General features: G+C 67.7%; 25 protein-coding genes and 1 pseudogene. 10 read left to right on the forward strand and 16 right to left on the reverse strand.

The genetic code is table 11. The features are described 5' to 3' along the window. Positions 1–79: 79 nt before the first annotated feature. The 3 genes and pseudogenes from ACSQ3Q_RS17495 to ACSQ3Q_RS17505 form a co-directional block, all read right to left on the reverse strand. Positions 80–361: pseudogene (locus ACSQ3Q_RS17495) on the reverse strand (IclR family transcriptional regulator domain-containing protein); the annotation flags it as partial. A 9-nt stretch (positions 362–370) separates the two neighbouring features. Further along, on the reverse strand, positions 371–760 hold the full coding sequence (locus ACSQ3Q_RS17500) for a TipAS antibiotic-recognition domain-containing protein (protein WP_436135602.1): 390 nt from the start codon (positions 758–760) through the stop codon (positions 371–373). 258 nt (positions 761–1,018) lie between these two features. Then, positions 1,019–1,891: an IclR family transcriptional regulator gene (locus tag ACSQ3Q_RS17505; RefSeq protein ID WP_436135603.1), complete on the reverse strand. Its 873-nt coding sequence runs from the start codon at positions 1,889–1,891 to the stop codon at positions 1,019–1,021. 292 nt (positions 1,892–2,183) lie between these two features. Between ACSQ3Q_RS17505 and ACSQ3Q_RS17510 the strand changes: the two genes are divergently transcribed. The 9 genes from ACSQ3Q_RS17510 to ACSQ3Q_RS17550 all read left to right on the forward strand — a co-directional run bounded on the left by ACSQ3Q_RS17510 (position 2,184) and on the right by ACSQ3Q_RS17550 (position 10,391). After that, a complete protein-coding gene (locus tag ACSQ3Q_RS17510; RefSeq protein ID WP_436135604.1) occupies positions 2,184–3,278 on the forward strand; it encodes an ABC transporter ATP-binding protein in 1,095 nt (364 codons plus the stop codon). After that, a complete protein-coding gene (locus ACSQ3Q_RS17515; protein ID WP_436135605.1) occupies positions 3,275–4,171 on the forward strand; it encodes an ABC transporter permease in 897 nt (298 codons plus the stop codon). Before ACSQ3Q_RS17510 ends, ACSQ3Q_RS17515 begins: the two co-directional genes overlap by 4 nt. Next, positions 4,168–4,353 carry a hypothetical protein gene (locus ACSQ3Q_RS17520; RefSeq protein WP_436135606.1) on the forward strand — a complete coding sequence of 62 codons (186 nt, stop codon included), beginning with the start codon at positions 4,168–4,170 and terminating at the stop codon, positions 4,351–4,353. The genes ACSQ3Q_RS17515 and ACSQ3Q_RS17520 overlap by 4 nt, the downstream gene beginning before the upstream one ends. Positions 4,354–4,356: 3 nt before the next feature. Further along, the gene (locus tag ACSQ3Q_RS17525; RefSeq protein ID WP_436135607.1) at positions 4,357–5,151 is read left to right on the forward strand and encodes an ABC transporter permease; all 795 of its coding nucleotides are present in this window, start codon (positions 4,357–4,359) and stop codon (positions 5,149–5,151) included. A gap of 6 nt (positions 5,152–5,157) precedes the next feature. Further along, positions 5,158–5,484, forward strand: a complete 327-nt coding sequence (locus tag ACSQ3Q_RS17530) for a (2Fe-2S)-binding protein (RefSeq protein ID WP_436135608.1) — start codon at positions 5,158–5,160, stop codon at positions 5,482–5,484. After that, positions 5,481–6,887, forward strand: coding sequence for an FAD-dependent oxidoreductase (locus ACSQ3Q_RS17535; protein ID WP_436135609.1), 1,407 nt, complete (start codon positions 5,481–5,483; stop codon positions 6,885–6,887). Before ACSQ3Q_RS17530 ends, ACSQ3Q_RS17535 begins: the two co-directional genes overlap by 4 nt. Further along, entirely contained in the window at positions 6,884–8,071 is a 1,188-nt protein-coding gene (locus ACSQ3Q_RS17540; RefSeq protein ID WP_436135610.1) for an NAD(P)/FAD-dependent oxidoreductase, read from the forward strand. The genes ACSQ3Q_RS17535 and ACSQ3Q_RS17540 overlap by 4 nt, the downstream gene beginning before the upstream one ends. A 44-nt stretch (positions 8,072–8,115) precedes the next feature. Next, positions 8,116–9,186 (forward strand): ABC transporter substrate-binding protein, encoded by a 1,071-nt coding sequence (locus ACSQ3Q_RS17545; RefSeq protein ID WP_436135611.1) that lies wholly within the window; start codon positions 8,116–8,118, stop codon positions 9,184–9,186. A gap of 218 nt (positions 9,187–9,404) precedes the next feature. Further along, positions 9,405–10,391 carry a c-type cytochrome gene (locus ACSQ3Q_RS17550; protein WP_436135612.1) on the forward strand — a complete coding sequence of 329 codons (987 nt, stop codon included), beginning with the start codon at positions 9,405–9,407 and terminating at the stop codon, positions 10,389–10,391. Positions 10,392–10,610: 219 nt separating this feature from the next. Here ACSQ3Q_RS17550 and ACSQ3Q_RS17555 read toward each other — a convergent pair whose 3' ends face one another. The 9 genes from ACSQ3Q_RS17555 to ACSQ3Q_RS17595 all read right to left on the reverse strand — a co-directional run bounded on the left by ACSQ3Q_RS17555 (position 10,611) and on the right by ACSQ3Q_RS17595 (position 18,787). Then, entirely contained in the window at positions 10,611–11,369 is a 759-nt protein-coding gene (locus ACSQ3Q_RS17555) for a plastocyanin (protein WP_436135613.1), read from the reverse strand. Between the two features lie 7 nt (positions 11,370–11,376). Then, on the reverse strand, positions 11,377–11,841 hold the full coding sequence (locus tag ACSQ3Q_RS17560; RefSeq protein ID WP_436135614.1) for a group I truncated hemoglobin: 465 nt from the start codon (positions 11,839–11,841) through the stop codon (positions 11,377–11,379). Positions 11,842–11,862: 21 nt separating this feature from the next. Beyond that, a complete protein-coding gene (locus ACSQ3Q_RS17565) occupies positions 11,863–12,795 on the reverse strand; it encodes a DUF3034 family protein (protein WP_436135615.1) in 933 nt (310 codons plus the stop codon). A 118-nt stretch (positions 12,796–12,913) separates the two neighbouring features. Further along, positions 12,914–14,173, reverse strand: coding sequence for a HupE/UreJ family protein (locus ACSQ3Q_RS17570; RefSeq protein WP_436135616.1), 1,260 nt, complete (start codon positions 14,171–14,173; stop codon positions 12,914–12,916). Between the two features lie 20 nt (positions 14,174–14,193). Continuing rightward, on the reverse strand, positions 14,194–15,339 hold the full coding sequence (locus ACSQ3Q_RS17575) for a hypothetical protein (RefSeq protein WP_436135617.1): 1,146 nt from the start codon (positions 15,337–15,339) through the stop codon (positions 14,194–14,196). 103 nt (positions 15,340–15,442) lie between these two features. Continuing rightward, complete coding sequence (locus ACSQ3Q_RS17580) at positions 15,443–15,691, reverse strand: hypothetical protein (RefSeq protein ID WP_436135618.1); 249 nt, start codon at positions 15,689–15,691, stop codon at positions 15,443–15,445. A 16-nt stretch (positions 15,692–15,707) separates the two neighbouring features. Beyond that, positions 15,708–17,261: a DUF4331 domain-containing protein gene (locus ACSQ3Q_RS17585; protein WP_436135619.1), complete on the reverse strand. Its 1,554-nt coding sequence runs from the start codon at positions 17,259–17,261 to the stop codon at positions 15,708–15,710. Positions 17,262–17,404: 143 nt separating this feature from the next. Further along, complete coding sequence (locus tag ACSQ3Q_RS17590) at positions 17,405–18,199, reverse strand: anti-sigma factor (RefSeq protein WP_436135620.1); 795 nt, start codon at positions 18,197–18,199, stop codon at positions 17,405–17,407. Positions 18,200–18,211: 12 nt separating this feature from the next. After that, positions 18,212–18,787, reverse strand: a complete 576-nt coding sequence (locus ACSQ3Q_RS17595) for an RNA polymerase sigma factor (RefSeq protein WP_436135621.1) — start codon at positions 18,785–18,787, stop codon at positions 18,212–18,214. Between the two features lie 257 nt (positions 18,788–19,044). Here ACSQ3Q_RS17595 and ACSQ3Q_RS17600 point away from each other — a divergent pair, with 257 nt between their 5' ends. Next, positions 19,045–19,452 (forward strand): c-type cytochrome, encoded by a 408-nt coding sequence (locus ACSQ3Q_RS17600; RefSeq protein WP_436135622.1) that lies wholly within the window; start codon positions 19,045–19,047, stop codon positions 19,450–19,452. A gap of 15 nt (positions 19,453–19,467) precedes the next feature. Here ACSQ3Q_RS17600 and ACSQ3Q_RS17605 read toward each other — a convergent pair whose 3' ends face one another. From ACSQ3Q_RS17605 to ACSQ3Q_RS17620, 4 genes are all read right to left on the reverse strand, one after another. Then, complete coding sequence (locus ACSQ3Q_RS17605) at positions 19,468–20,634, reverse strand: alpha-hydroxy acid oxidase (RefSeq protein ID WP_436135623.1); 1,167 nt, start codon at positions 20,632–20,634, stop codon at positions 19,468–19,470. 354 nt (positions 20,635–20,988) lie between these two features. After that, positions 20,989–23,271: a bifunctional diguanylate cyclase/phosphodiesterase gene (locus tag ACSQ3Q_RS17610; protein ID WP_436135624.1), complete on the reverse strand. Its 2,283-nt coding sequence runs from the start codon at positions 23,269–23,271 to the stop codon at positions 20,989–20,991. 159 nt (positions 23,272–23,430) lie between these two features. Continuing rightward, positions 23,431–25,905, reverse strand: a complete 2,475-nt coding sequence (gene pbpC / locus ACSQ3Q_RS17615; RefSeq protein WP_436137028.1) for a penicillin-binding protein 1C — start codon at positions 25,903–25,905, stop codon at positions 23,431–23,433. A gap of 150 nt (positions 25,906–26,055) precedes the next feature. Then, positions 26,056–26,502, reverse strand: coding sequence for an SRPBCC domain-containing protein (locus ACSQ3Q_RS17620; RefSeq protein WP_436135625.1), 447 nt, complete (start codon positions 26,500–26,502; stop codon positions 26,056–26,058). Positions 26,503–26,525 lie beyond the last annotated feature (23 nt).

The following is a 26,525-nucleotide window of genomic DNA, read 5'->3' on the forward strand; positions in this document are numbered from 1 at the left end:
TTTCGCTACGTTCTCCGGAATAACTCAATGGCAAGACCCGCAGTGGTTGCAAACTGCTTTTACCCCCCACCACCCCAATCACCTGCGCCTCAGCTCGCACGGAGGACAAACTCTGCGCCGGCCGCCCCAACGTCGCATCAAACGGATCGATCTTCGGCCCAATCGCCACCGCTTCGCGCTTGACCCCCGTCGGCAGCCGTTCTTCATTCAGTCGTGCAGAGCTGGTGCCCACACTCAGCGCCGCCACGGCCCGGCCCTCGTGGTCGCAGATGGGTACGGCCACGCCGACCATGCCTTCGAGCCACCCGGTGTTGCGGCCTGCGTAGCCCCAGTGGTGCACGCGCTCGATATCGCTGAGCAAACTCTCCTGCTACCTCAGGTTCTCCCGCGCATACGCGTAAACAGCGTCCCCCAAAAACTCCACCATCCTCGAGTGATACCCGTTGTGAAACGCCTTCATGTCCGCGTTGTCTTCATAGAACAGCGCCGTGCCTACATACGCGTCACTCGACGGCGCGTAAAAGCGCGATGCGATGGCGTAGTGCTGGGCCATCAGCGCCTGGATGGTGGGAGACGCAGGCTCGTTTGCATCGATCAGCGGGGCCAGTTCTTTATAGAAAGCATCGAAATCGGCGTGCGCCTGGGGCTTGTCGACGTGGGCCCAGTTGTTGGTGCTGGCCAGGGATTGCGCTTGCTCGGCGCGCTGTGCGGCGCGGCACTGGTCAAGGTATTGGGGGGTAGCTTGTTGAAGAAGACCCATGGTGTGGCGTGTTCGTTTTCAGAAAGATGTTGATTGCGCTGCGGCGTGCGCCGTTGCTCGGCGGGCGGCGCAGACGCGCAAGAGCGCGGACTATAGCGGCGCATCGGCGCAAGCGACAGCCGCATGGGGAACCCGTGCTTTTGAGGCCACAAGACTTGCACAGAAGGCATTGCGAATGCGGCGGGTTGAGCCATCGTCCGCTTGCACCGTACGCATTGCATTGCACGGCACACGGCACAGGGCGGTGTGCACCGCGCTTCAGTCGACTTGTCGGGGTGCTGCCACCCGGTCTGGGCTCGGCGTCACCCGTTGCTCTGGAGGCGACCCCGCCAGGCTCTGCGCAGGCCGCCGCAACGTCGCATCAAACGGATTGATCTTCGGCCCGATTGCAGCCGCCTCGCGCTTGAGCAGCTCCACCACCGTGGGCATGCGGTCGGCATTCAAGCGGTCGGCGATGGTACCCACGCTCAGCGCCGCAACCGCGCGGCCTTCGCGGTCGCAGATGGGGACGGCCACACCGGCCATGCCTTCGAGCAGGCCGGTGTTGCGGCCCGCGTAGCCCTGCTGACGCACGCGCTCGATCTCGGTGCGCAAATACACCTCGTCGTACAAGCCGTACTCGCGCACGCGGGACAGGTTGAAGCGGATGACTTCTTCGCGCTCGGCCTCGGGCAAGAAGGCCAGGATGGCCAGCGCGCCCTGCCCCACCCCCAGCGCCACGCGGCCCCCGATGTCGCCGGTGAACGAGCGGATCGGGAATGGCCCTTCGCTGCGGTCCAGGCAGATGGCGTCGAAACCGCTGCGGGCCAGCAGGAAGATGCTGTCGCCCAGGCTGCCGCACAGCCGAAGCAGCGCGGGGCGGCAAAGGCTGCGCAGGTCGCCCGGGTTGCCCGCGCGCGCGGCCAGTGCAAAGAAATCGATGCTCAGGCGGTAGAGCTTGCTGCGCTCATCCTGCTCGACCATGCCCTCTGCTACCAGCGATTGCAGCAAACGGTGCGTCGTGCCTTGTGTGAGACCGATGGCGCGCGCCAATTGGGTGACCCGGCCGCCCTCGGCCTGCACGGCCACCAGGGCGCGGATGAGTGCAAAGACCCGGGGTACGCCGCCCGTGCCTGCGGTTGCTGCTTCCATGAGTCGTTCCTGCGGAATAGATGGGTTCCATTTTACCCATCACATTCCAATCATCGGAATAATTTGAAGAAAAATTCTGATTAATGGAATACCCGGTGCGATCTGGTTCGGTTGTTGCAATAGAGTGAATTGAAAACGCCAAGCCTATTCATCCTGAGCGGCCCCACGCACCAGCCCGGTGCACCGGAGACACAAAGCCACTTCAGCGACGGCGGCTCGGCGCAAAGACATCCCCCACAGCGGCGCACAGGCCGCGCGGGTGGCAGAAACCGGAACCTGCGAAAGGCCCACCATGTCCTTCCTGAAGCTCACCGATGTGACCAAGTTCTACGGCAGCACCTGCGCGGTGCAGTCCATGAACCTCACGGTAGAAAAAGGCGAATTCGTCTCCCTGCTCGGCCCCTCGGGCTGCGGCAAGACCACCACCTTGCAGATGGTGGCGGGGTTCGAGGCGGTGACCAGCGGGCGCATCGAACTGGACGGGCGCGACATCACCCACGCCAAGGCCAACACGCGCGGGCTGGGCATCGTGTTCCAGAGCTATGCGCTCTTCCCGCACATGACGGTGGCCGACAACGTGAGCTTTGGCCTGGAGATGCGCAAAGTGCCCAAGGCCGAGCGCAAGGACCGCGTGGCCCAGGCCCTGGGCCTCGTGCACCTGGAGCCGCACGCCACGCGCTACCCGCGCGAACTGTCGGGCGGCCAGCGCCAGCGCGTGGCCATGGCGCGCGCACTGGTCATCGAGCCGCCGGTGCTGCTGCTGGATGAGCCCCTGTCCAACCTCGACGCCAAGCTGCGCGAGGAGATGCAGTTCGAGTTGCGCCAGATCCAGCGCAAGGTGGGCACCACCACGGTGATGGTCACGCACGACCAGAGCGAGGCCATGTCCATCAGCGACCGCGTGGTGGTGATGGAGGCCGGACGCGCCACGCAGATCGACCACCCTCACCGCGTGTACGAGCACCCGCGCACCCGCTTCATCTCCACCTTCGTGGGCAAGGCCAACCTGGTGCCCGGCAAGGTGACGTCGGCGACCAGCACGCACACCCACGTGGGCGCAGGGCCCATCGAGGTGCGGGTGGACGGCGCGCAGTTTCGCCCCGGCGCGGCCGTGTTGCTGAGCGTGCGGCCCGAAAAGCTGCAGTTGGTGTCTGCAGTGCAGGGCCGTATCGACGGCGAAGTGCGCGAGCGCTTCTTTCTGGGCAGCCAATGGCTGTACCGCGTGGGCACCCCCATGGGCGACCTGATGGTGCTGGCACCCAACGACGGCCGCACGGCGCTCGACGAAGGTGACCGCACGGGCCTGGACTGGCCCGACCACTGCATGCGCCTGCTGCCTGCCGATGAAACCGCGGTGGCAGGTGCCGAGGCCGAGGCCACGCCATGACAGCCGCCCCATCGACCCTGTCCGCAGCACCCCACCCGCTGCTGGGCAAGAAGGCCATGCCCTGGTGGCTGTCCGGCCCGGCGCTGCTGCTGTTCACCGTGCTGCTGCTGGTGCCGCTGGCGCTCACGGCAGTGCTGTCATTCAACGCATTCGACCCGGCCACGGGCGTGAAGGCGGGCGAGTTCACGCTGGAGCACTACGGCCATGTGTTTGCCGACTCGTACTACCACGCGATCTTCTGGCGCACCTTCTGGATCGCCGGGCTGGTCACGCTGATCTGCGTGGCCATCGGCGCGCCCGAGGCCTATGTGCTCAGCCGCATGCGCAACCCGTGGCGCTCCATCCTGCTGCTGGTGGTGCTGGCGCCCTTGCTGGTGTCGGTAGTGGTGCGGGCCTTTGGCTGGAGCATGCTGCTCGGCCCCGAAGGGCTGGTGAACGCTGCGTTCGGCCTGGTCGGCATGGGCCCGGTGAAGATGCTTTACACCGAGATCGCCGTGGTGGTGGCGCTGGTGCACGTGATGCTGCCCTTCATGGTGATCCCCGTGTGGACATCACTGCAAAAGCTGGATCCGGGCGTAGAGAACGCCGCCTTGTCGCTGCAGGCGTCGCCCTTCACCACGCTGCGGCGCATCGTGCTCCCGCAGGTGCTGCCGGGCATTCTGTCAGGCAGCCTGATCGTGTTCGGCCTGGCGGCCAGCTCGTTCGCCATTCCCGGCCTGCTGGGCGGGCGGCGGCTGAAGATGGTCGCCACGGTGGTCTACGACGAGTACCTGCACGAGCTGAACTGGCCACTGGGCGCGGCCATTGCGCTGACCTTGCTGGTGACCAACCTGGTGGTGATGCTGAGCTACAACCGACTGGTTGAAGGTCGCTACAAGAAGTCGCTGGGATGAACATGACAACCCCCACGCTCCATCACTTCGTGTATTCGCTGCCCCCCATGGGGGCGCAGGCCTCCCTTGGGGCGGCCCGGCGGGAGTCAATCCGCAAAGCCCCCACGCTCCATCACTTCGTGTATTCGCTGCCCCCCGAGGGGGCGCAGGCCTCCCTTGGGGCGGCCCGGCGGGAGTCCTGATCCATGCAAAAAAACGGCCCCATCGCCCTCGCGTTCAACGCGCTCGTCATCGCCTTCATGCTGGCCCCGCTGCTGGTGGTGTGCATCGTCGCGTTCACCCCGCACAACACGCTGACGCTGCCCACCACCGAGTTCTCGCTGCGCTGGTTCAAGGCGGTGTTCGACCACCCGGACTTCATGCAGTCGTTCTGGAACAGCCTCTGGCTGGCCCTGGCGTCGGCCACGCTGGCGACCGTGCTGGCGGTCCCCGCGGGCATTGCAATCACGCGCTACGACTTTCCCGGTCGCGGCTTTCTCAACGGGCTGTTTTTGTCGCCGCTGATCATCCCGCACCTGGTGCTGGGCGTGGCCCTGCTGCGCCTGTTCGCGCTGATCGGCGGCACGGGCAGCTTTGGCTGGCTGGTGGTGGCGCACGCGCTCATCGTCACGCCGTACACGCTGCGCCTGGTGGTGGCGGCGCTTGTGGGGTTCGACCGCAGCGCCGAGCACGCGGCCCTGTCGCTGGGCGCGAGCCAGGCCGCGGTGTTCACGCGCATCACGCTGCCGATGATCTTGCCGGGCGTGACGGGCGGGTGGATGCTGGCCTTCATCAACAGTTTTGACGAAGTGACCATGTCGATCTTTGTCACTTCGCCCAGCACGGTGACACTGCCGGTGCGCATGTACATGTACGCCACTGAATCCATCGATCCGCTGATGGCGGCCGTGTCGGCGCTGATGGTGGCGGTGACCGCTTTTGCCATGGTTCTGCTCGACCGCGTGTATGGCCTGGACCGTGTGCTGGTTGGCCGGAAATGACGCAACATGACTGAATCCACCGCCCTGCTGCACCGCGTGGCAGAAACCTCGCGCCGCGCGGTGCCCTTCATGCTGGACGGGCGCCCCACCACGGCGCTCGAAGGCGACACCGTGCTGACGGCCATCCTCACCCAGCGTGCACAGCTGCACCGCAACGAGTTCAGCCACGAGCCGCGTGCTGGCTTCTGTTTGATGGGCGCCTGCCAGGACTGCTGGGTGACGACCAACAGCGGCGAGCGCCTGCGCGCCTGCAGCACCTTCATCACACCCGGCATGGCGTTGCGCACCGAAGCCGCCGACGCGGCCACCTTTGCCAGCGGGGGCCAGCCATGACGACGGCGCCTGCTTTGCAACCCGTGATCGTGGGCGCAGGCCCGGCCGGCATCCGCGCCGCGCAGACGCTGGCGGCGCACGGCGTGAGCCCCGTGCTGATCGACGAAGCCGCGCGCGGCGGCGGGCAGATCTACCGGCGCTCGCCTGCGCACTTCCAGCGGACCCCCGCCACGCTGTACGGCACCGAGGCAGCGCGCGCAACCGACTTGCACAGCACGCTGGATGGCCTGCACGCACAGATCGATTACCAGCCCGACAGCCTGGTGTGGAACGCGCAGAGCGGCCTGCTGGACGTGTTGCACGGCCCCATGCAGACCACGCGCACCGTGGCGTACGGCCAGCTCATCGTGGCCAGCGGCGCCACCGACCGCGTGCTGCCCCTGCCGGGCTGGACACTGCCGGGCGTCTACACGCTGGGCGGCGCACAGGTGGCACTCAAGTTCCAGGGCTGCGCCATTGGCAGCCGGGTGGTGCTGATGGGCACCGGCCCGCTGCTGTACCTGGTGGCCTACCAGTACGCCAAGGCCGGCGCCATGGTCGCTGCGGTGCTCGACACCGCGCGCTTTGCCGACCAGCTGGCCGCCGTGCCCGCCATGCTCACGCAGCCTGCGGTGTTTGCCAAAGGCGTGTACTACGTGGGCTGGCTGCGGGCGCACGGCGTGCCCATGCACAGCGGCATCCGCCCCATGCGCGTGCTAGGTGAGGACCGTGTGGCCGGCGTGGTGTGGGCCGATGGCGCGGGGCGCGAGCACACGCTGGACTGCGACGCCGTGGGCTTTGGCTACGCGCTGCGCTCTGAAACACAGCTGGCCGACCTGCTGGGCTGCCGCTTCGCCTGGGCCCCCATGCACCGCGCCCACCTGCCCGAGCGCGATGCCGCGGGCCGCAGCAGCGTGCAGGGCGTGTACCTGGCGGGCGATGGCGCGGGCATCCTGGGCGCCGACGCGGCCGAATGGGCCGGCGAGCTGGCCGCACTGGCTCTGCTGAAGGACCACGGGGCGACCGTGGATGCGGCGCGCATGCAGACACTGCAGGGCCAGCTCAGCCGCCTGGTGCGGTTCCGCCAGGGGCTGGAACGCGCATTCCCCTTCCCCACCGACTGGGCCACACACGCGCCCGATGCGCTGGTCGTGTGCCGCTGCGAGAACATCACGGCCGGCGAGCTGCGCGCCTGCGTGCGCGAGAGTGGTGCCGACGAGATGAACCGACTGAAAGCGCTTACCCGCGTGGGCATGGGCCGCTGCCAGGGCCGCAGCTGCGGCGTGGCCGCGGCCGAGATCCTGGCCCAGGCCACCGGCCAGCCCGTGGAGCGGGTGGGCCGCCTGCGCGGGCAGGCGCCGATCAAGCCGATACCGATCCAACTGCAGACCCGGCAGACCGCCGACGCGGGAGCCGGCGCATGAGCCGCAGCACCAGCAACACCCGCAGGGTCAAGACCGACGTCGCCATCGTGGGCGGCGGCATTGTGGGGGCATCGGCCGCACTGGCCCTTCGCCGCAAGGGCGTGGACGTGGTGCTGCTCGAACGCGACCTGTGCGGCTCGCGCTCCAGCGGCGTGAACTACGGCGGCGTGCGCCGCCAGGGCCGCCCCCTGAGCCAGCTGCCGTTGGCGCAGCGCGCCCATGACATCTGGGCACGCCTGCCGCAGCTGATCGGCACCGATGGCGAATACGCGCGCACCGGGCACTTCAAGATTGCGCGCAGTGAGGCGGACCTCGCTTCGCTGGAGCACTACGCCGCCCAGAGCCGCGACTTCGACCTGGGGATCGAGCTGGTCTCAGCCGCACGGCTGCGCGTCCAATGCCCCTGGCTCGGCGGCCGTGCGGTGGGTGGATCGCTGTGCGCGCAGGATGGCCAGGCCAACCCGCGCCTGGTGTCGCCCGCGTTTGCAATCGCGGCACAACGCGCGGGCGCGCAGATTTTCGAGCGCTCGCCGCTCACCCACATCGAGCACAACGGCCAACAGTTGTTCACGCTGCATTCAGGCTCGGCGCTTGAGGTGCAGGCACCGGTAGTGCTCAACTGCGCAGGTGCATGGGCCGGCGCCATGGCAGAGCAATTTGGCGAACCCGTGCCGCTGCGCTCGGGCCACCCGGCCATGATGGTCACCGAGCCCCTGCCCTACTTCATGCACTGGAGCCTGGGCGTGGAAGGCGGCGGCATCTACTGCCGCCAGGTAGCGCGCGGCAACCTGGTGCTGGGCGGCGGCTCGGGCGTGGGGCTGGACGATGACCGCGCCCGCTCGGAGCGCAGCGCCATCGCGGCGCTCACGGTGCAGGCCATCGAGCTGCTGCCGGCACTGAAACACGCGCACTTCATCCGCACGTGGAGCGGCACCGAAGGCTACCTGCCCGACCGCCAGCCCGTGCTGTGCAAGAGCCGCACGACGCCCGGCCTGATCCATGGCTTCGGTTTTGCGGGTGCGGGCTTTCAGATCGGACCCGCCGTGGGCGAGGTGCTGGCGGAACTGGCCCGCGACGGGCAGACCAGCACACCCATCGACGCGTTTTCCATCGCGCGTTTTGACGAGTCGCCAGCGCCCATCGCTTCTGCCACTGCCACCACAACCACAGCGCAGGCCCACTGAGCCCGCCGATCTCTCACCCCCCTTACCCCCGAAAGGCAATCACCATGAACTTCGCTTTCCGCTCTCACGCTTTTCTGCGCCACGGCCTGCTGGCTGCGGCTGCCGCAACGGCCCTGGCCGCCAGCGGCATGGCTGGCGCACAAACCAAGACGATCTACATCGGCATGAATGGCGGCACCATGGAGAAGGCGTACACGCAGTACGTGTTCCCCGCGTTCGAGAAGCTCCACGGGGCCAAAGTGGTGGTGGTGCCGGGCACGTCCTCCGACATCCTGGCCAAGGCCCAGGCCAACAAGGACAAGCCGCAGATGCACGTGATGTTCCTGGATGACGGCGTCATGGTGCGCGCCATGGGCATGGGCCTGTGCGAGAAGCAGCGCCCCAACCCGCACCTGAACGACATCTACCCGGCAGCCCGCTTCAAGGACGACTTGGCCAGCGGCGTGAGCCTGGGCATGACGGGCATCGCCTACAACACCAAGATGTTTACCGAGAAGGGCTGGGCGGCGCCCACCTCGTGGATGGACTTTGCCGACCCCAAGTTCAAGGGCAAGGTGGTGTTCCAGTCCATGCCGTCGTCGTCGTTCGGCCTGCATGGCTTCTTGATGTTCAACCGCATTCAGGGCGGCAACGACAAGAACGTGGAGCCAGGCTTCAACAACTGGGCCAAGACCATCGGCCCCAACGTGCTCGAATACATCCCGAGCTCTGCCAAGATCTCCGAGATGGTGCAGACCGGCGAGGCCGCGATGTTCCCGCTGACGCCCACGGCTGTGGCTGCGCTCAAGACCAAGGGCATTCCGGTGGAATACGCACAGCCCAAGGAGGGCTCGGTGGTGCTCATGACCGGCCAGTGCGTGATCGCCAAGAACAGCGAACCCGAGCTGGCGCAGAAGCTCGCTGAGTTCTTGCTGAGCCCGCTGGCGCAGGCCAACGTGCTGCAGTTCGGCGCGCAGATCCCCACCAACCCCAAGGCACCGGCCGTGGGCGAGGGCGCGGCGCAGGTGGCGCAGATCAGCCAGTGGATGAAGAACGCCGTGACGCTGGACTGGGACAGCGTGAACGCGAACCGCCCGGCCTGGAACACGCGCTGGAACAAAACCATCGAGCGTTGAGCATCGCGCGTCGAGCCGGGGCGCGAGCGGCAGTGCCTCGGCTTCGACAAGCTCAGCCCGAACGGTAGGCACACCTGCGGGCCATTTGCCACAACGACCTGTGACAAATGTCACCAGCCCCGCAACACCCTGCGCCAGCAGAGTGCGCCAAACCGCTTCTTCGACTTCAGAATCCGCCGCCTGAACACGGAATTCATTCGAAGAAGAGGGTCCCCACCATGAAACGCTGGATCAAATGGACTGCAGGCGGCGCACTGCTGCTGGGCATGATCGTTGCCGCCACCGCAGCCAGCGGCCTGTACCTGGCCGAGCAGCGGCGCAACCGATACATCGACATCAAGCCGCGCCCAGTCGCCTACACCACCGACGCGCAGACCATCGAACGCGGCCGCTACCTGTACACATCGCGCGGCTGCACCGACTGCCATGGCGCGCAGGGCACGGGCCGCGAGTTCGTCAACGACGGCAAGGGCACGCGCATCGCCGGACCCAACATCACCTCGGCCGGCGTGGTGGGCCGCTACCAGCCCGAGGACTGGAACAGCGTCATCCGCCACGGTGTGAAACCCAATGGACGACCCGTGCTGGTGATGCCCAGTGAAGACTACAACCGCTTCACCAACGATGACCTGAACGCGCTGGTCTCGTACGTGCGGCAGCTGCCCCCGCAACAGGCCACGCAACAGGCGGTTGTCGACCTGCCCCGCCCCGCATGGGTGCTGTACGGCCTGGGCGTGATCCCCGACGCGGCCGCGCGCATTGACCACCAGCTGGCGCCCTCGCGCCCGGTGCCGGCCGGCGTGACGCTGGCCAACGGCCAGTACGTGGCCAACATGTGCATCGGCTGCCATGGCGCGACGCTGGAAGGGGGCAAGATCCCCGGCGGCCCGCCCGACTGGCCGGCGGCTGCAGACATCCGCCCCGGTGCCCAAAGCGCCAACAGCGCCCTGGCGCGCTACCCCAACGCGGCCAGCTTTGTGGCCATGCTGCGCACCGGCAAGCGGCCGGACGGTACGCCCATCCAGGTGATGCCGTTCGAATCGCTGGGCCAGCTGAGCGACGTGGATGCGCAAGCGCTTTACCTGTACCTGAACGCCCCCGCTGGCAGCGTGAAAGTGGACACCCTGGGCGCCACGGCCGGCAGCCAAAAGAGCAGCGCCAACGCCGTGCCCTCCGTGGCAGGCGGGCTCAAGCTGCCGGGTTGACCGAGGGGCAAGATCCCAATTGCGCGGCGCTGCTCCCAACCGTTCGGGCTGAGCCCGTCGAAGCCCTGCGCAGCGTTTCGACAAACTCAGCGTGAACGGTTGTGTCTCTTTTCAAAATCAGGGTAGCCCGACGTGAGCTACGCTTGACCAAACAAGAAGAAAAGACAGAGAACCTATAGACGGACCCGCGCCTGCGGTGACCCATCCATGCCTCGAAGGTCAGCTCCCGGAGTGGGCATGCGCGCCGTGCGCGGGCGCAAGGCTGTAGGAGCCGGCGGGTCCGCCTGGCGTGTTGGACGGCGCAGCAGGCGGAGCCCGGCGCACGCGCGGCACCACGCTAAGTTGCACGCTGTCGAGCACCGGCCCCGGCACCACGTTGAGCGCCTTGCGCGGCAGGTCGACCAATTGCTCGGCGTGCCACACGCGGACCTGGGCGGCGCCGTCGGGCACGGCCGGAAACCGCGCAATGCCGTCGTTGTCGGTCTTGAGCGTCCAGGCCGAATCGGTCACGAACACGTGCCCACGCATGGAGCCGTGCAGGTGGCAGCCCAGCAGCACCACGCCGGGCGCATCGAGCTTGACGTCGGCAGAGTTGGCCGGCTTGCCGTCGGCCTTGCCCGCCAGCCGCAACTCGAAGTTGGTGCTGCTGGCCGATGCACCCGGCGCCGCTGCCGCCGAGGCCGCGCCCGTGGGGTTACCACGCACATGGTGGTCCCAACGGTCCTGGTTAGTAAAGCGCACCGTGGCGCCCACCGGCACTACCGTCACCGCGGGCAAGAAACGCATCTTTTCCTGCTCGATGGTCGGGCTGGCCTGCAGCAGGCTGGGCTGCGCGCCCGCTGCGTTGCCGGGGTACACCACCACCACGGCGTCCGGCACGGGCTTGCCGTCGCGGTCCAGCACCTGAATTTGGACATTTCCGGCGCTAGCGCTTGTCCACAAAGCGCAAGCTGCTATCAAAACAATAGTATTTTTCATGGGCGGTTCAGCGGATGGTGATCACGTCGCGGTGCATGGGCGCAAGCAGAGCCAGCAGGCGGTTTTGCTGGGCGAAGGGTATGCCCTGGGCATCCATGGCGCTTTGCAGCACCTCCACCAGGGCGTTGAAATGGCCCTTGTTGATGTCCATGTCGGCATGGGCCGATTTCATGTCAGCGCCTTCGTATTTGCAAGGCCCACCGCTCAGTTGGCAGATCTGGTCGGTCAGGCTCTCCTTGAGGGCCGCAGGTTTCACGTCCTTGAAGTGCCCGCCGATGCGTGGGTCGAGCACCACGCGGTTCACAAAATCGTCCATCAGGCGGGTGATGCCGGGCTTTTCGCCCAGGGCCTGGTACAGGCCGGCGGGCGCCGCCATGGGAGTAGCCGGCGCGGGCTGCGCCAGGGCAGCAGGCGCCCACCAACAGGCGGCGGCCAGGCTGAAGGCGGTGAGGGTGTTGCGCGAGATCGTCATGGGTTCTCTCCAGAGCGGGGCTTAAAACGCCACCTGGGCCGACAGGTAGTAACCCGTCTGGCGGCGGTTGTTGGTGATGCCAGGCACGATGCGCCCCAGGTCCACATAGGCCAGGGTCACCGAAACGTTCTTGGTGGGCGCCCAGGCGATGAAGATGTCCTTCCAGTCGTCCTCGCGCAGCGCGGCGCCCAGCCCGGCGGCGGCGCCCAGCGCCTGCAGGTTGTTGGGCTTGAAGCGGTACTCGGCACCGACTGCGAGGTTCTTGCTCAGCAGGTAGGCGATCGAAAACTCGGGCTGCAGGCTGCGGCTGTGCTTGCCCGGCGCGGCCGAGCCAAAACCCAGCAGGCCGTTCTGGTTGGCATTGGTGTAGCGCAGCGTGCCGTTGACCAGCACGCTCTGCGCGAGCAGCAGCTTGGTGGCGCTCACGTACACGTCGGTGCCGCTGGTCTTGGTGCCCAAAAAGTCCAGCACCGAGCCGATGGAGCCCGGGCGTGTGCGCTTGTGCTCCAGCCCCACGGCGATCTGCGGCATCCACGAGTCTGCGTCGAGCACGGCGTCCCCCGCCACCTTCACCTTGAGACCTATCACGTCCATCTTGATGTGCTGGCCCGGCGCCACGCCAAACGGCGCAATGCCGTTCAACGCCAGCGCGGGCGAGGCATCGAAATCCTGCCGTGCCAGCGAAAGCTCGACCCGGTCGTGCAGGCCCACGGCCACGCCGTAGCCGTTCAAGCTGTAGTCCTGCGTGGCGGCCCGCGTGGCATAGCCGCTGAAACCCACCTCGCCCGCTGTGGCGTTGGTACCGATCACGGCCCACGGCGTGAGCCCGCCCCCTGCGGCCCCACCGATGCTGCTGACGCCCCCCGTGAGCAGCAGCTTGCCGGTGTCGGCCTGGGCGGCATGGGCAGCCAGCAGCAGCCCGACGGACATCGCGAGCAATCGCGGATTCTTCATGGGAGGCTCCTATTTGTTAAAAAATGCTTCGGCGGTGTAGTTACGCACAGTAACTGCAGACAGATGCAAATGCCAGAGCTCGACTGCGGGTCTTTGCAGAAGCTCGCTGCCCTCTCTGTCAACTGGAGTAGGCAACGCGCTGTACCGTCCAATACACCGACAGCATCAGCAGCGCCACCGAGCCCCCGCGCAACACCACCGTGCGGTACAGCGCCCAGCGGCCCAACACGACAGACACCGCGCACCACACGGCCACGAGCATGAGCTGGCCGGCCTCGACCCCCAGGTTGAACCCCGCCAGCGCCCAGACCAGCAGACTGCCTGGTACTCCCGCCTCGACCAGCACGCCCGAGAAACCAAGCCCGTGCACCAGCCCAAAACCCAGTGCCAGCCAACTGCTGCGCAGGCCCCGCACCGGAAACAGGTTGAGCAGCGCCGAGATGCCGATGCTGATCGCGATGGCAGGCTCCACCCAATCCCCCGACACAGTGACCCAGCCCAGGCCCGCCAGCGCCAGCGTGACCGAGTGGCCCACGGTGAAGCAAGTCACGGTAATTAGCAGCGCTTTGAGCCCAGCCAGCTCCACCCAGGCACCCGAAGCCACTTTCGCCGCCGGGGGCGTTGTTCCCGAAGTCGCGGCCGTCCGTTGCCGGGCCAAGGAAATCGGCAACAGCAGTGCTAGCAAAAAGGCCAGGTGGTCGTAGCCCTCCAGAATGTGGTGCACGCCCTCCGCCACAAAGTGCAGCAGCGTGGCCATCCCGCCGCGGGTTGCGCCAGCAACTTGCGGGCCCGCCCCCGCCACGGCATTGGCCGTGCTGATTGCAGCAGCGCGCAGTTCGGCGCTCGCGCGTCCATCAGGTGCCAGCACGGCCGCCAACGGCTGGCCGCTCAGCGTTCCGCCCACCAACAGGCGGTGCGTGGGGTCGATGCCCTGCATCAGGCCGTAGCGCAGGGCCAGGACTTCGGCCGGGGCGCAATTCAGCGTGCCAGCCAGGCGGGCATAGCGTCCATCCGTGCGTTGCTCCAGTGCTTCAAAGCGCCAGGTGGCAGTGACCGCCGCAGCGCCACACTGCCACTGCATGCCCTGGCCCAGCCATTGCGCCATCGCGGGCGCGGACTGCCGGACCTCACCCCAGGTGAGCTGGCGGTCGCCGTCGGCATCGAGCTGGTCGAGCGCGGCATCGACGTCCTTGAGCGCCACCGACATCGAAAGGCCGACCGTGCCCCCTGCAGCTGCCGCCTCCGCCGAGGCCGGCGCATCCGCTACGCGCAGGTACGCGTCGCTGGCCTTGTGGGCCCAGGCGCTGGGTGCCAGCACCGCGCAGGCCGCTGCCAAGGCCATGATGGCCACGAGCGGGCGCACACGTTTGAATTTCATCGTCCAGTCGGTGCCGCGCATCATTGGCCTTTCGGGGTTTGCCAGCGCGCCAGGCGCACATCGCGCAGGCCCGCTTGCTGCAGGGCCTGCCGCACCGCCTGGTGCCCGGCCGCGTCGCCCGATTGTTCGGACGCCTGCAGCGCCAGCCACCAGTCCAGCGGCTCTTTCTGCAGTTCAAGATTGGTGCGGGCGGCTTGCCACGCAGCGGCCGGTTGTGCGTCCAGCCACAGGGACAGCATTGCGCGCTCTCGGGCATGGGCGTCCAGGCCTTCGCCCCGCGCGCCGATGGCGGCAAAGCGGGCCTTGATTTCCAGCGAAAGGGGCTGCCACGCAGCATCCCCCGTCAACCGCAGGGCATGCGCACGCCGCAGCAGCACGGCGTCGCTGTCGGGCTGGCGGCGCAGCACCTCCAGCGCAGCGTTTGCACGGTTGCGGCGCAACAGCAGGTCGGCATAGGCCAGCGCCGTGTAGCCGTCGGGTGCGTCGGCCAGGCTGCGGCGGTACGCGGCATCCGCTGCGTCATCGCGCCCTGCGCGTTCGTCGCTCTCGGCCAGCAGCGATGCAATCCAGGCCCGCTGGGCCGGGTCGCTTGCCGCCTGCTGTAGCAAGGCGGTAAAGCCGCTGCGCGCCGCATCGTGCTGGCCCTGGAGCGAGCGGCTTTCTAGCAGGCAGGCAGTGGCATACAGCGCAGCGCCGTGGCGCGCCACGTTGCGGCACGCGGCTTCGGACGCCGCGTAGCGACCCGCCACGCGCTCCAGCGTAGCGAGCGTGAGCCAGCCCTGCACCTGCGCGGGCTGCGCCTGCAGGGCACGCTCGAGCGTGGCGCGTGCGGCGGTGAATTCGTGGCGCCCTTGCTCCACGGTGGCCTGCAGCACCAGCAGCTCGGGGGGTGCATCGGGCTGGCCCCACCAGCGCGACAGCGCGGCCTGTGCACGGCCGAGGTAGCGCGGGTCGGCGGTCTCGCGCGACAGCGTGATCCAGCGGCGGGCAGTGACGGCGGCAGCCTGGGGCGTGGCCGGGGCCACGCTCACGCGCTCGGGCAGGCGCTCGACGACTTCAGCGTCGGGACCTGGCCGCAGGTCCTGCGGCGGGGTGGCGGCCCATCCGGTGCCAAGCCAAAACACCAGGCACAGGACGGCGCAAAAAGGGTGGGCAGGTTTTTTCATGGGCGGGCTCGGGCAGCAATCGAAGTTGGGGGAGGCCAGCTCCCCCAGGGGCAAACCTGGCTGCGCGCCATCAACGGCGCGCAGCCAGGCGCAGCGCGAGAACTCAGAGCCGCGAATCAGGCTCTTCGGTCTCGGTGCTGGACAGCACCAACTGGTCCACCGCGAGCGGCTCGGCGGTTTCCGACGTGCCGCTGGCCACGATGGGCTGCACATACGCAAACGCGTTGACCGTCACCGGGCCACCGCCCGGGTCGGCCGTGTTGTCGCCACCACCGCCGCCGCCACAGCCGGTGATTGCCAATGCCGCCACCGCGGTCAGGGCCAGATGTTGAATCCGAAGGGTTGTTGGCATGGTGTTGCTCCTCCGTTCAGAAGTTCTTGGCGCCGGGCAGCGGCGGGTTCACGTACGGGAACGCCGTGCGGTAATCCGTCGCCTTGGTGCGCGAGCCGTCCACAAATGCCACGCCTCCTGCAGGGGCGTCGGCGGGCTTGCAGCCCACCTTCAACGCGTCCGTGGCACCGGTCACCGTGCACAGCGCACCCATGGCCACGCGCAGCGACACGTCCACCACGTCGTCGCCCAGTCGGCGCCCGTTGGGGAAGCCCGCGGCGTCGCCTGCAACCACACCCAGGGAGTTCTGCGCACTCGCCGCCGTGGCCGCAATGCCGGTGTTCAACCGCAGCATTTCGGCCAGCGGGCCGCCCGAACCCAAGGCTGTGATGTTGCCCGGGCGGTTGACGGTGGGCAGCCCCGTGAGAAACGCGGTCATCAGATCGGTGCGCGGGAAGTTGGTGGGAGCCTTGGCACCGAACAGGACCTCGATCAGTGCGGGCAGCGTGGGATGCGTCACATAGTCGGCAAAGTTGGCCGCATCGTCCTTGGGCCGGGACGCGTTGAACTTGTCCTTGTCCTTGAGGCCGATCACCACTTCATTGACCAGCGGCATGCCCAGGCGCGAGACCTGCGTCCATGCGCCGCCGGCCTTCTCGCTGGCCTGCAGGCCCGAGTCCGGCTTGCCGTTGAGCAAGCGGGCCTGGCGCAGGCTGGCCGTGGTCCAGCCGCCGATGACCTTCTCGCCCGAGGCCGCCGTCAGGCAGTTGGTGGGCACTTCGACCGCGAGCGAGGTCACGTTCTTGTCGGCGATCTGCCCGGCGCCGAAAGCGGCTGCGTTCGACTCGCTGGTGATGACCGCAGCGGGCGCGTTCACCAGGTCGAAGATCGTGCCCAATGACACCGGGAAGGGGTCCTGCCGCTGGCCCACAAACACTTTGCCAGGCGTGGAGCAGCCGGGGATGTTGATGCCATAGACATATTTGCCGGCATAGGCGTCGTAGGCAGCTGCATTGCCCAGCGATTTTTCGCCGATGTAGTCGATCGGCTTGGTGAAGGTGGTGCCACCACCGGCCAGGGTGATCTGCTCGCGCTTGCCCGTGCGGCGGTCGCCACGCACGATGAACATCTCATACTCTTCGCGGTACGCCAGCGGATCGGCTGCTGTGCCACTGATGCCACCGGCGTTGCGCAGCGGGATCGCCACCTTCTTGCGCGCACCATCCGGGCCGATGTCCAGCGTGATGCCGTTGCCGCCGTTGTTCAGCGTGTTCTTGAAGCGGAACTGGAAGGTGATGTCTTCTGCCGCATCGCCGTTGTTGTCGATGTGGATCTCGTACAGCGCATTGGGGTCCAAGCTGAAGTAGTTCGGGCCGCCGTAGGCATCCTGCAGGGGCAGGTAGTTGGCGATCATGGTGACAAAGCCCGCTCGGCCGGCTTCGTAACTGCTAAACAGGTAGAAGTCGGCGCCGTCGACCTTGGGCTGGGTCGTGATGAACGGTGCCTCGCGGTGGCTGGACGCCAGACTGACGCCTGCTGCGCAGGCGCCTAAGGCGGCCAGCGCGACCAGACTGAGTTTCCTCAATTGCATGGAGATCTCCTCGTAGATGGATGTGGGATGCCAATAGCACCCCACCTCCAATACGGCCAAGAGACTCCACTGGATTCAGCCGTTGCCGATCTCCTTGGCACGACAGGCGACCAGCACCCACCGGCGCGCTGACGGCCTCCCGATCAAGTCGCCTTGCGGATCAGCGCGCCCTTGAACAGCACCGGCCCCGTGGGGCCCGTCGCGCCCGGCACGCCGCCCAGCGGTTCCAGGCTGATAGCCAGTGTCGGCACCTCTTTCACGTCGCCTTCCTGGGCCGCAAGCTTGAGCAGCTTGTCGTGCCCCAGCACGCCCAGGGATCGCGGCCCGCCGGCGGGCGGTAAGGCCCACAGCTGAAGCGACTTGTCCGCGCCTTCCTGGAAGCCGCCCACGCGCTGCAGCACCAGCTGGTTGTGCTTGGGGTCGTAGGTGACCAGCATCGAGGCCGCAGCCTTGTCGTCGGCCAGCACGGCCACATACTGGATCTGCGGCGTGGTTTGCAGTTGTTGCTGCAGCGCGGCAATCTGCGCGCCAGTGGTGGCGCGCAGCCCACCGTTGACCTGCACGCCCACCACCACCGCTGCGAGCGTGGCGATAGCTCCAGCGGCCGCTGCGCCGCGCCATACCAGCAGGTTGCGCCACCAGCCCACAGGGGCTGCAGCAGCAGATTCAGCCGTGCGCGCTGCGCGCATCGCTGCCGCGGCCTTGTCAGCCTGCACCAAGTTGTCGATGCGCGTCCACACCGCAGAGGCGGGGTCCACCGCGGGCTGCAGCTCGGTGAGGCCGGCCCAGCGGCTGTGCCACACCAGCGCAGCGGCGCGCACCGTGGCGGATTCGCGGGCCAGGGTTTCAAAGCGGCGGCGGGCGCCACCGCGCAATGTGCCCAGGGCATAGCTTGCGGCAAGCCGCTCCAGCAAGTCGGGGTGTTGGGTGATATTCATAGCAGCAGCTCCTTACGCATATCGCGACATGCACGTACGCAGTTGCTCAAGACCCCGGCGAATCCATGTCTTGACGGTGCCCAGCGGCAGCTTGAGCTGCTCAGCCAGCTCGGCGTGGCTTTGGTCGCGCAGGTAGGCCAGGCTGACCACCTCACGCTGTTTGTGATCGAGCTTGCCCAGGCATTGGTGCAGGGCAAACGACTGCTCGCTCGCATCGGCAACGTCCATGGGGTTGGGCGAATCGCCCTCCAAGGTCTCGCCCAATGCGTCGTCCAGTTCATTCATGAGGTCGGAGCGGTCGCTGGTGCGCTTGCGCAGCGCATCGAGCGCGCGGCTGCGCACAATCAGCCCCAGCCACGCCATGGGCGGACTCAGCGAAGCCCGGTAATTGCCGGCCGAGCGCCAGATGCTGAGAAAGGACTCCTGCAGCACATCCTCGGCCGCATCGCGGTTGCGAACCACGCGCAGGGCCAGGCCGAAAAGCCGCGACGAGGTGCGCTCGTACAGCCTTTTCAGCGCGGTGTCGTCCTGCGCGGCGATGCGGTCTAGGAGGTCCATCAGTTCGTGGTCTGGTTGGGGGGTGCTCATGCGCCCATTCTCTGAGATTGATCAGTTCTTACGGGATTGCAGGGGCTTGCTGTAGGTGAATACGCCACAGCGGGCCATCTGGATGTGGCTGCAGGCAGAAAACGTGCTCGCGGGCGCCCACGCCCTGCCGGGGCCGGGCAACACAGCTTGAAAGCGGAGCGCTCCTTGAATCCACCCTGCAGGCCCGTCCGTATTGCAGAGGCTGCTGCGGGCACCCCGCCAGATGCACCACCAACACCCATCGCCCGCCGACCGCCATGAAACGCCCCGCCCCGCTGCCCTCTTTACGTCTTGCCAGTGTGGTGGCAGCCCTGCTGTGGGCCGCACACAGCCCTGGCGCGGCCCAGTCGGTGGAGCGCGGCCGTGCCGTCTATGCGGCGCATTGCAGCGCTTGCCACAGCGTGGCCCTGCACGGCGACGGCCCCGCGCACGTGGGCGTGGTGGGCCGCCGCGCGGGGGCCTTGAAAGACTTTGACTATTCGCCCGCGCTGCGCAACAGCAAGATCCTGTGGACGCGCGCCACGCTGAAGGCCTGGCTGACCAATCCCGAGGCATTGATCCCGGGCCAGGGCATGGACTACCAGCTGGACGACGAACGTGAGCGCGAAGACGTGGTGGCCTACCTCGCCACGCTCAAGCGCGTGCCGATGGTGGGCACGCGTTGAGCCCTCACGGCGAGATCACGCCGTGGGATAGGTGCCGGGCAGCAGGATGGAGCGGTCCACCGTGTTGATGTTGGTGTGGCCGCAGAACGCCATGGTGATGTCCAGCTCGCGCTGAATGATCTGCAGTGCGCGGGTCACGCCGGCCTCGCCATAAGCACCCAGGCCGTACAAAAAGCTGCGGCCGATCAGCGTGCCCTGCGCGCCCAGTGCGCGGGCCTTGAGCACGTCCTGCCCGCTGCGGATGCCTCCGTCCATCCACACCTCGATGTCCTTGCCTGCCGCCGCCACAATGCCGGGCAGCGCGGCGATGGAGGATGGCGCGCCATCGAGCTGGCGGCCGCCGTGGTTGCTGACGATGAGCGCATCGGCGCCGCTGTCCACCGCCAGGCGCGCGTCTTCGGCGTCCATGATGCCCTTCAAGATCAGCTTGCCGCCCCAGCGCTTCTTGATCCACTCCACATCGGCCCAGTTGAGCTGCGGGTCAAACTGCTCGGCTGTCCACGACGACAGGGACGACAAGTTGCCCACGCCTTTGGCATGGCCGACGATGTTGCCAAAGCTGCGGCGCGGGGTGCCCAGCATGCCCAGGCACCAGCGCGGTTTGGTGGCCAGGTTGATGAGGTTGGCAATGCTGGGCCGCGGCGGCGCTGACAGGCCGTTCTTGATGTCCTTGTGGCGCTGGCCCAGGATCTGCAGATCCAGCGTCAGCTGCAGGGCCGAGCAGTTGGCGGCCTTGGCGCGGTCGATGAGGCGATTGATGAAGTCGCGGTCGCGCATCACATACACCTGGAACCAGAACGGATGGCGGCCCGTGTGTTCGGCGATGTCCTCGATGGAGCAGATGCTCATGGTCGAGAGCGTGAACGGGATGCCGAACGCCTTGGCCGCCTTGGCGCCCAGGATTTCACCGTCGGCATGCTGCATGCCGGTAAGGCCCGTGGGCGCAATCGCCACCGGCATCGCCACGTCCTGGCCGACCATGGTGGTGCGGGTGCTGCGGCCTTCCATGTTGACGGCCACGCGCTGGCGCAGCTTGATGCGCTCGAAGTCGGCCGAGTTGGCGCGGTAGGTGCCCTCGGTGTACGAGCCCGAATCGGCGTAGTCATAGAACATGCGCGGCACGCGGCGCTGGGCCACCACACGGAGGTCTTCGATGCAGGTGATTTTGGACAGGTCGGGCACGCGAAGTCTCCAGAGGCTAGAGGGTGAACAGGGTGGGCAGCAGTACAGGCAAACAGGCTGCGGGGTCTGCGGGGTCTGCGGGGTCTGCGGGGTCTGCGGCGGATGGTAGGCAGTTGCGCCGCGCGCGGCCATCAAAATAATTTGCGCGGGGCTGCAACAAATTTTCATCGCCGAGCAAGGCGGCGCGTGGCAGCGGGATCCTTGGTCGATTGATTTTTGAATAAAAACAGGCTCCAGCGCTTATCCCATAAGCGCTAGCAGCTACATATTTAATAGCAAACGGTTTAGCAAGCCTTACCGCGCTCAACCGGCTTGCAAGGCTGAACGTACCCGCCATCCGACCGTGGCCAGCGGCTATTTCGACGGGCCCGTTGCAGGGTTGGGCAACACCACCTCGGGCTCGGTCTCCGGGCCGCGGTACAGCATGAAGCGCATCCGCCCGCCACGTTTGGCGGCGTACATGGCGCTGTCGGCGTGGCGCGAGAGTGCGTCGAAGGTGTCGCCATGCTGGGGGTACAGGGCAATGCCGCCGCTCAGCCCGATCTGCACGAAGCGGCCCGCCAGTTCAAACGGCGCATCACACGACGCGAGGATCTTGCGCGCCACGTTGCACGCGGGCTCGGCGCCGTCGAGCCCCGGCAGCAGCACCACAAACTCGTCGCCGCCCTGGCGGCACACGGTGTCGGACGCGCGCACGGCGGCTTTGAGGCGCTGGGCAAACTGCACCAGCAGCAGGTCGCCCACATCGTGGCCCAGGCTGTCGTTGACGGCCTTGAAGCCATCCAGATCGAGGTACATCACCGCCAGGCAGTGGCGGTGGCGCCGCGCCTGGGTGATGGCCATCTGGGCGCGGTCGTGCAGCAGCACGCGGTTGGGCAGGTCGGTCAGCGCGTCGTACTGGGCCAGGTGGGCCATGCGCTCGGCCATCACCACCGATTCGGTCACGTCGCGCAGCACGGCCACGGCGCCCGTCACCACGCCGTGGCGGTCGGTGATGGGGCTCGATGTTTTCTCCACCTGAAAGCGCTGGTCGCTGGTGCGGTGCACGATCACGCCGCGCACCGAGCCGGCCACCTGGCCGCTCTCGATGACCGCCAGCAGCGAGCTGGCCAGCACGCCATCGTTGTGGTTGCTGCGCAGCACCACCACCTCGTCGATGCGGCGCCCGGCCGCGTCAAACGCCTGCCAGCCCGTCAGGCGCTCGGCGGGCGGGTTGAGGTAGGTCACGATGCCGCGCGCGTCGGCGCACACCACGGCGTCGCCGATGGACTGCAGCGTGAGGCGCACGCGCTCTTTTTCGTCGAAGAGCTCGTCTTCCATGCGTTTGCGGTCCGAGATGTCGGTGACCTGGACAAAAACGCCGCGCACCTTGTCACCCTCAGCGTCTGGCAAAAACGACGCCATGGTGTGGCGCCGCACGCCGCGCACGTCGACGAAGGTGCGCTCGAACAACTGGGGGTCGCCCTGCAGCGCCCGCTCGAGGAAGGGCTTGGTTTGCGCAAAGTAGTCGGGGCTGTCGAGCTCGCTCAGGTGCATGCCGCGCAGCGTTTCGGGCTGCACGCCGAACCAGTCGAAGTAAACGCTGTTGGCATACCGGTTGCGCAGGTCGTCGTCCCAGTAGCCGATCATCGAGGGCAGGTTGTTGAGGATGGTGCGCGTGTTGCGCTCGGCCTCGCGCAGCAGCCCGCTGACCCGCTGGCGCAGCGTCAGTTCGCGCACGAAGAGTGTGGCCAGCCCGACGCAGCTGATCATGAGCAACAACGCAAAACCGCCCAGCACCCACGCGCTGCGGTACCACTTGGCCAGGATGGTGTCGGTGGCCTGCGCGACGTTGAGGATCAGCGGGTAGCGCCCCACAGGGCGGAAGGAATACATCCGCTCCATGTTGTCGATGGTGGAAGTGCCCACAAAGGTGCCCGTGCCCTCCGCCTGAAAGCGCAGCATGTTGGGCGTGCCGGCCAGGCTGCGGCCCACGTCGGCATCGCCGTAGGGAAAGCGGGTGATGACCACGCCATCGCTGCGAAACAAGTTGACGCCGCTGTTGAGCCCCATGTCCAGCGAGCCGAACAGCTCGTTGAAGTAGCTCAGGCTCACGTTGCCGACGACCACGCCGGCAAAGCTGCCGTCAGGGCGGTAGTAGGCGCGCGACAGCGGCAGCACGTTGACGCCGGTCACGCGCGAAGGCACGGGCTTGCCGATGTACAGGCCCTCGTGCGCTCCGTTCTGGAACACCGTGAAGTACTCGCGGTCGGCCAGGTTGATGCGGCGCGGCGACAGCGGGCGGGAGTCGAGCAACACATTGCCCTTGTCGTCGAGCACCATCACGTCGCCCGCGCCGCGAACGCGCAGCGAGTTGTCGAACACCACGCGCGAGCGCAGGTCGGGGGGCAGCGCCCACACCTCGGGCTGGCTCACCTCGCGGACAACGCCTTCGAGCGACTTGTCGAAGGTGTCCAGCGCCCAGGTAAGCCCCTGCTCCAGCGTGCGCGCCAGGTTGGCATTGGTCTGCGCGGCGTAGTTCCACTCGTCGGTGCGGATGGTCCAGATGGTGCGGGCAAACAGCGCGCCGATGCCCAGGGAGACGAGGAAGGCCAGCCAGATCAGGCGGTGGGTGAAGAACTGGCGCAGGAAGGGCATAGAAATATCTTGTAACGATTCTTGGCCCTGTAATCAATCAATACCCCCACGGGGGCTTGCCCTGCGGCCGGCCCGGGCAAGCCCAAGCCGCGCTGCCGGCGGCGCTGGCGGGATGCGCGCCCAATGAACGCTCCACCGTATGCGCGGGATTGGCCGCCGTCAATGCGCACTGGCCCGGGGTGTTGCACCCAGGGCACCGGCGCCACGCACCTCGATGCGGATCTCGTCGAGCACCTCGCCGCGCGCATCGGTGAGCTGCACCACATGCCGGCCCGGCCACGGCAGCCAGGCCACGCGCGCGCCGCGGCCCAGCGGCTTGCCGTCCATGCGCCACAGCAGCCCCTGGCCGGTGGCAGTGAACTGCAGGCGCTGCCGCTCGGGCGGGATGTCCGGGTCCAGCGCGACGATGGTGCCGGGCGCCGGGGCGGTGATGCGGGCGGCCGGGCCGGGGCTGGAGCCGCCCGTGGTGGCTGTGTTGTTGGCCTCGGCAGCGGTCGCGGCCGCCTGGGCGGGGCCGCGCGTGGCATTTTTCAAGCCTTTTTGGCCTCTAGCGCTTGCTGTATCTGCGCTATCAGCTCCTGAATCAATAGCAAACAGCGTTTGCTGCGTGCCCTGCACAAACCATTCGTCGCGCGCGGCCTCCAGCGGCTGGCGTGTGTCGGCTGCACCTTTCCCTGTACCTGCACCTGCAGCGCGGCCTGCGCTGGGGCCCCGCGGCGCCGCATCCGCATCCACAGCCGCAGCGGCGCCAAACCGCACCGGGGCGCGAACCAGCCCCGCGGGCGCCTTGGGCGCACGGCTGGGTTCGCGGGCGTGCAAAAAGCGCATCACCGCGGCCCAGATGGGCGCTGCACCGCTGGTGCCGCTCACGTCGTGCATGGCGGCGCCGCTGGCGTTGCCCACCCACACGCCCACGGTGTAGCGCTCCGACCAGCCCACGGCCCAGTTGTCGCGCATGTCCTTGCTGGTGCCCGTCTTCACCGCTGTCCAGAAGCGCGTGGCCAGCACGCTGTCGGTGCCGAAGGTGCGGGCACGGGCGTTGCCGTCGGACAGGATGTCGCCCACGATGAAGGCCGCGCGCGCATCGAGCCCGGGGGTGAACACCGGCGGGCGGCCCGGCGCGGGCGCGGCCAGGGCGACCGGGCTCAGGCGCCCGCCATTGGCCAGTGTGCCTGCAATAGGACTGGCCCGCCCGCCGTTGGCAAGCGTGCGATAGGCATTGGTCAGGTGCAGCAGTGGCACCTCGGGGCTGCCCAGCGCCAGGCTGTAGCCAAAGTAGTCGCCGCTTTCGCGCAGCGGCATGCCCACCGCACGCAGCTGGCGGTGAAACGCGTCGGGCGAGACCATGACCAGCGTGCGCACCGCCGGCACGTTGAGTGACGCGGCCAGCGCGGTACGCACCGACACCCACCCCTTGAACTGCCGGTCGTAGTTCTGCGGGATGTACAGCCCGCCCGCCGTGGCGATGTGCGCGGGCGAGTCATCCACCAGCGACGCCGCGGTCAGCCGCCGCTGTTCAATCGCCTGTGCATACAAAAACGGCTTGAGCGTGGAGCCCGGCTGGCGCAGCGCCAGCACGCCGTCCACCTCGCTGGCCTGGCTCAGCTGGCCCGACGAGCCCACCCACGCCAACACCGCGCCCGTGGCGTTGTCGAGCACCAGCACGGCACCGTCTTCCACGTTGCGCCCGCGCAGCTCGCGCAGGTGCTGCTGCAGGCTGGCGACGGCAAAACGCTGCAGCGGCGCGCGCAGGGTGGTGGACACACGCTCGGGCACCGGGCCGGCGCGGTCCTTGAACTGCTGGCGCAGCAGGTGGCGCGCAAAGTGCGGGGCCACGCCCTCGCTGGCGTCGAACGCGCGGCGCTGCAGTGCGGCGGTGGTGTACACGTCGAGCGCATCGCAATCCACGCGGGGCGGCGGGGCCGCAACCGGCGCAGCCGCAGCGGGTTGCGCCGCGCCGCGGGTTGCGGCCTGTGCCACTGGCTTTTGGGGCGGCAGGGCCTGCATATCGCGCAGCACCCCGCAGGCGCGCTGTGCGACCAGCGCTGGCCGCGCGTTGGGCGCGCGCACCAGCGCGGCAGCCACCGCCGCCTCGCGGTCGTCCAGGCCGTGCGCCGCCTTGCCAAACAGCGTGCGAGACAGCGCGTCGATGCCGACCAGCTCGCTGCGGAACGGCACGAGGTTGAGGTACGCCTCCAGCACCTGGTCCTTGCGCCAGCGCCGGTCCAGCACCTGCGCCGCCACGGTCTGCCCGAGCTTTTGCACCACGGTGCGCCCGCCAGGGCCCTGGCGCCAGTCCCCGTCCAGCAAACCTGCCAGCTGCATGGTGATGGTGCTGGCCCCGCGCGCGCGCTGGTTCCACAGGTTGCCCCAGGCTGCGGCCGACGCGGCACGCCAGTCCACACCGCTGTGCTCGAAGAAGCGCTTGTCCTCGCTTAGCACCAGCGCCGTGCGCAGCGCGGGCGAGATGTCGGCCAGCGCCACCCACTGCCCGCGCCGCACCGTGGCATCGGTGCGCACGCGCTGCAGCACCTCGCCCTCGCGCGACAGGATCTGGGTGTCGGAGGGCTTGAAGTCGGCGCGCACCTCGTCGAAGGACGGCAGGGCGTGCGCGCTTGGCACCCCCAGCAGCATGGACAAAGCCACGGCAGCCACAGACCGTGCCGCTGCCAGTGGTACGCCGCAGAGTAGCCACGCGTCCGGCACGCCCCTATGCCGGGCCATGGACGCACCCCAGCCGGCCGACTGATTGCCACTGCGGGGCGAACGTCTGCGCAATGCCCATCACCCGCCCGACTCCAGAAATGTCTTGTAGTTATCGAGGATCGCCTGCCAGCCCGCGCGCTGCTGCTCGGGCGGGAAGGTGGTGTCGGGGATGAAGCTCTGCCGCACCTCGGTGCGTCCGCCGGGCAGGTCGACAAAGTCGACCACCACCTCGCGGTGCTCACCCAGCGCGTAGCGCAGCCGCCGGTGGGGCACCACCTCGGTGAAGGTCCCGGCGAAGTCGAACCCCATGGAACCATCCTTGGCCTCCATGCGGTAGCTGAAGGCACCACCCACGCGCAGGTCGTTTTCGGCGTGGGGGCAACACCACTCGGGGCTGGTGAAGTTCCAGGCGGTGATGGCGGCCGGGCTGACAAAAGCCTGCCACGCACGTTGCGCATCGCAGCCGACCTCGACGGAGACGGTGAGCAGGGAGTGTGTTGGCGGGGGGGTGGAAGCATTGGTCATGTTCATGGCTCCTTGGAACGTCG

This window comes from Acidovorax sp. LjRoot129, assembly GCF_964253765.1.
In the GTDB taxonomy this organism is placed as follows: Bacteria; Pseudomonadota; Gammaproteobacteria; order Burkholderiales; family Burkholderiaceae_C; genus Acidovorax.

Excerpts from the sequence above, each read along its gene's own strand:
- ACSQ3Q_RS17500 (WP_436135602.1), bottom strand. The coding sequence starts at position 760 with ATGGGTCTTCTTCAACAAGCTACCCCCCAATACCTTGACCAGTGCCGC.
- ACSQ3Q_RS17505 (WP_436135603.1), bottom strand. The coding sequence starts at position 1,891 with ATGGAAGCAGCAACCGCAGGCACGGGCGGCGTACCCCGGGTCTTTGCA.
- ACSQ3Q_RS17510 (WP_436135604.1), top strand. The coding sequence starts at position 2,184 with ATGTCCTTCCTGAAGCTCACCGATGTGACCAAGTTCTACGGCAGCACC.
- ACSQ3Q_RS17515 (WP_436135605.1), top strand. The coding sequence starts at position 3,275 with ATGACAGCCGCCCCATCGACCCTGTCCGCAGCACCCCACCCGCTGCTG.
- ACSQ3Q_RS17520 (WP_436135606.1), top strand. The coding sequence starts at position 4,168 with ATGAACATGACAACCCCCACGCTCCATCACTTCGTGTATTCGCTGCCC.
- ACSQ3Q_RS17525 (WP_436135607.1), top strand. The coding sequence starts at position 4,357 with ATGCAAAAAAACGGCCCCATCGCCCTCGCGTTCAACGCGCTCGTCATC.
- ACSQ3Q_RS17530 (WP_436135608.1), top strand. The coding sequence starts at position 5,158 with ATGACTGAATCCACCGCCCTGCTGCACCGCGTGGCAGAAACCTCGCGC.
- ACSQ3Q_RS17535 (WP_436135609.1), top strand. The coding sequence starts at position 5,481 with ATGACGACGGCGCCTGCTTTGCAACCCGTGATCGTGGGCGCAGGCCCG.
- ACSQ3Q_RS17540 (WP_436135610.1), top strand. The coding sequence starts at position 6,884 with ATGAGCCGCAGCACCAGCAACACCCGCAGGGTCAAGACCGACGTCGCC.
- ACSQ3Q_RS17545 (WP_436135611.1), top strand. The coding sequence starts at position 8,116 with ATGAACTTCGCTTTCCGCTCTCACGCTTTTCTGCGCCACGGCCTGCTG.
- ACSQ3Q_RS17550 (WP_436135612.1), top strand. The coding sequence starts at position 9,405 with ATGAAACGCTGGATCAAATGGACTGCAGGCGGCGCACTGCTGCTGGGC.
- ACSQ3Q_RS17555 (WP_436135613.1), bottom strand. The coding sequence starts at position 11,369 with ATGAAAAATACTATTGTTTTGATAGCAGCTTGCGCTTTGTGGACAAGC.
- ACSQ3Q_RS17560 (WP_436135614.1), bottom strand. The coding sequence starts at position 11,841 with ATGACGATCTCGCGCAACACCCTCACCGCCTTCAGCCTGGCCGCCGCC.
- ACSQ3Q_RS17565 (WP_436135615.1), bottom strand. The coding sequence starts at position 12,795 with ATGAAGAATCCGCGATTGCTCGCGATGTCCGTCGGGCTGCTGCTGGCT.
- ACSQ3Q_RS17570 (WP_436135616.1), bottom strand. The coding sequence starts at position 14,173 with ATGAAATTCAAACGTGTGCGCCCGCTCGTGGCCATCATGGCCTTGGCA.
- ACSQ3Q_RS17575 (WP_436135617.1), bottom strand. The coding sequence starts at position 15,339 with ATGAAAAAACCTGCCCACCCTTTTTGCGCCGTCCTGTGCCTGGTGTTT.
- ACSQ3Q_RS17580 (WP_436135618.1), bottom strand. The coding sequence starts at position 15,691 with ATGCCAACAACCCTTCGGATTCAACATCTGGCCCTGACCGCGGTGGCG.
- ACSQ3Q_RS17585 (WP_436135619.1), bottom strand. The coding sequence starts at position 17,261 with ATGCAATTGAGGAAACTCAGTCTGGTCGCGCTGGCCGCCTTAGGCGCC.
- ACSQ3Q_RS17590 (WP_436135620.1), bottom strand. The coding sequence starts at position 18,199 with ATGAATATCACCCAACACCCCGACTTGCTGGAGCGGCTTGCCGCAAGC.
- ACSQ3Q_RS17595 (WP_436135621.1), bottom strand. The coding sequence starts at position 18,787 with ATGAGCACCCCCCAACCAGACCACGAACTGATGGACCTCCTAGACCGC.
- ACSQ3Q_RS17600 (WP_436135622.1), top strand. The coding sequence starts at position 19,045 with ATGAAACGCCCCGCCCCGCTGCCCTCTTTACGTCTTGCCAGTGTGGTG.
- ACSQ3Q_RS17610 (WP_436135624.1), bottom strand. The coding sequence starts at position 23,271 with ATGCCCTTCCTGCGCCAGTTCTTCACCCACCGCCTGATCTGGCTGGCC.
- pbpC (WP_436137028.1), bottom strand. The coding sequence starts at position 25,905 with ATGCTGCTGGGGGTGCCAAGCGCGCACGCCCTGCCGTCCTTCGACGAG.
- ACSQ3Q_RS17620 (WP_436135625.1), bottom strand. The coding sequence starts at position 26,502 with ATGACCAATGCTTCCACCCCCCCGCCAACACACTCCCTGCTCACCGTC.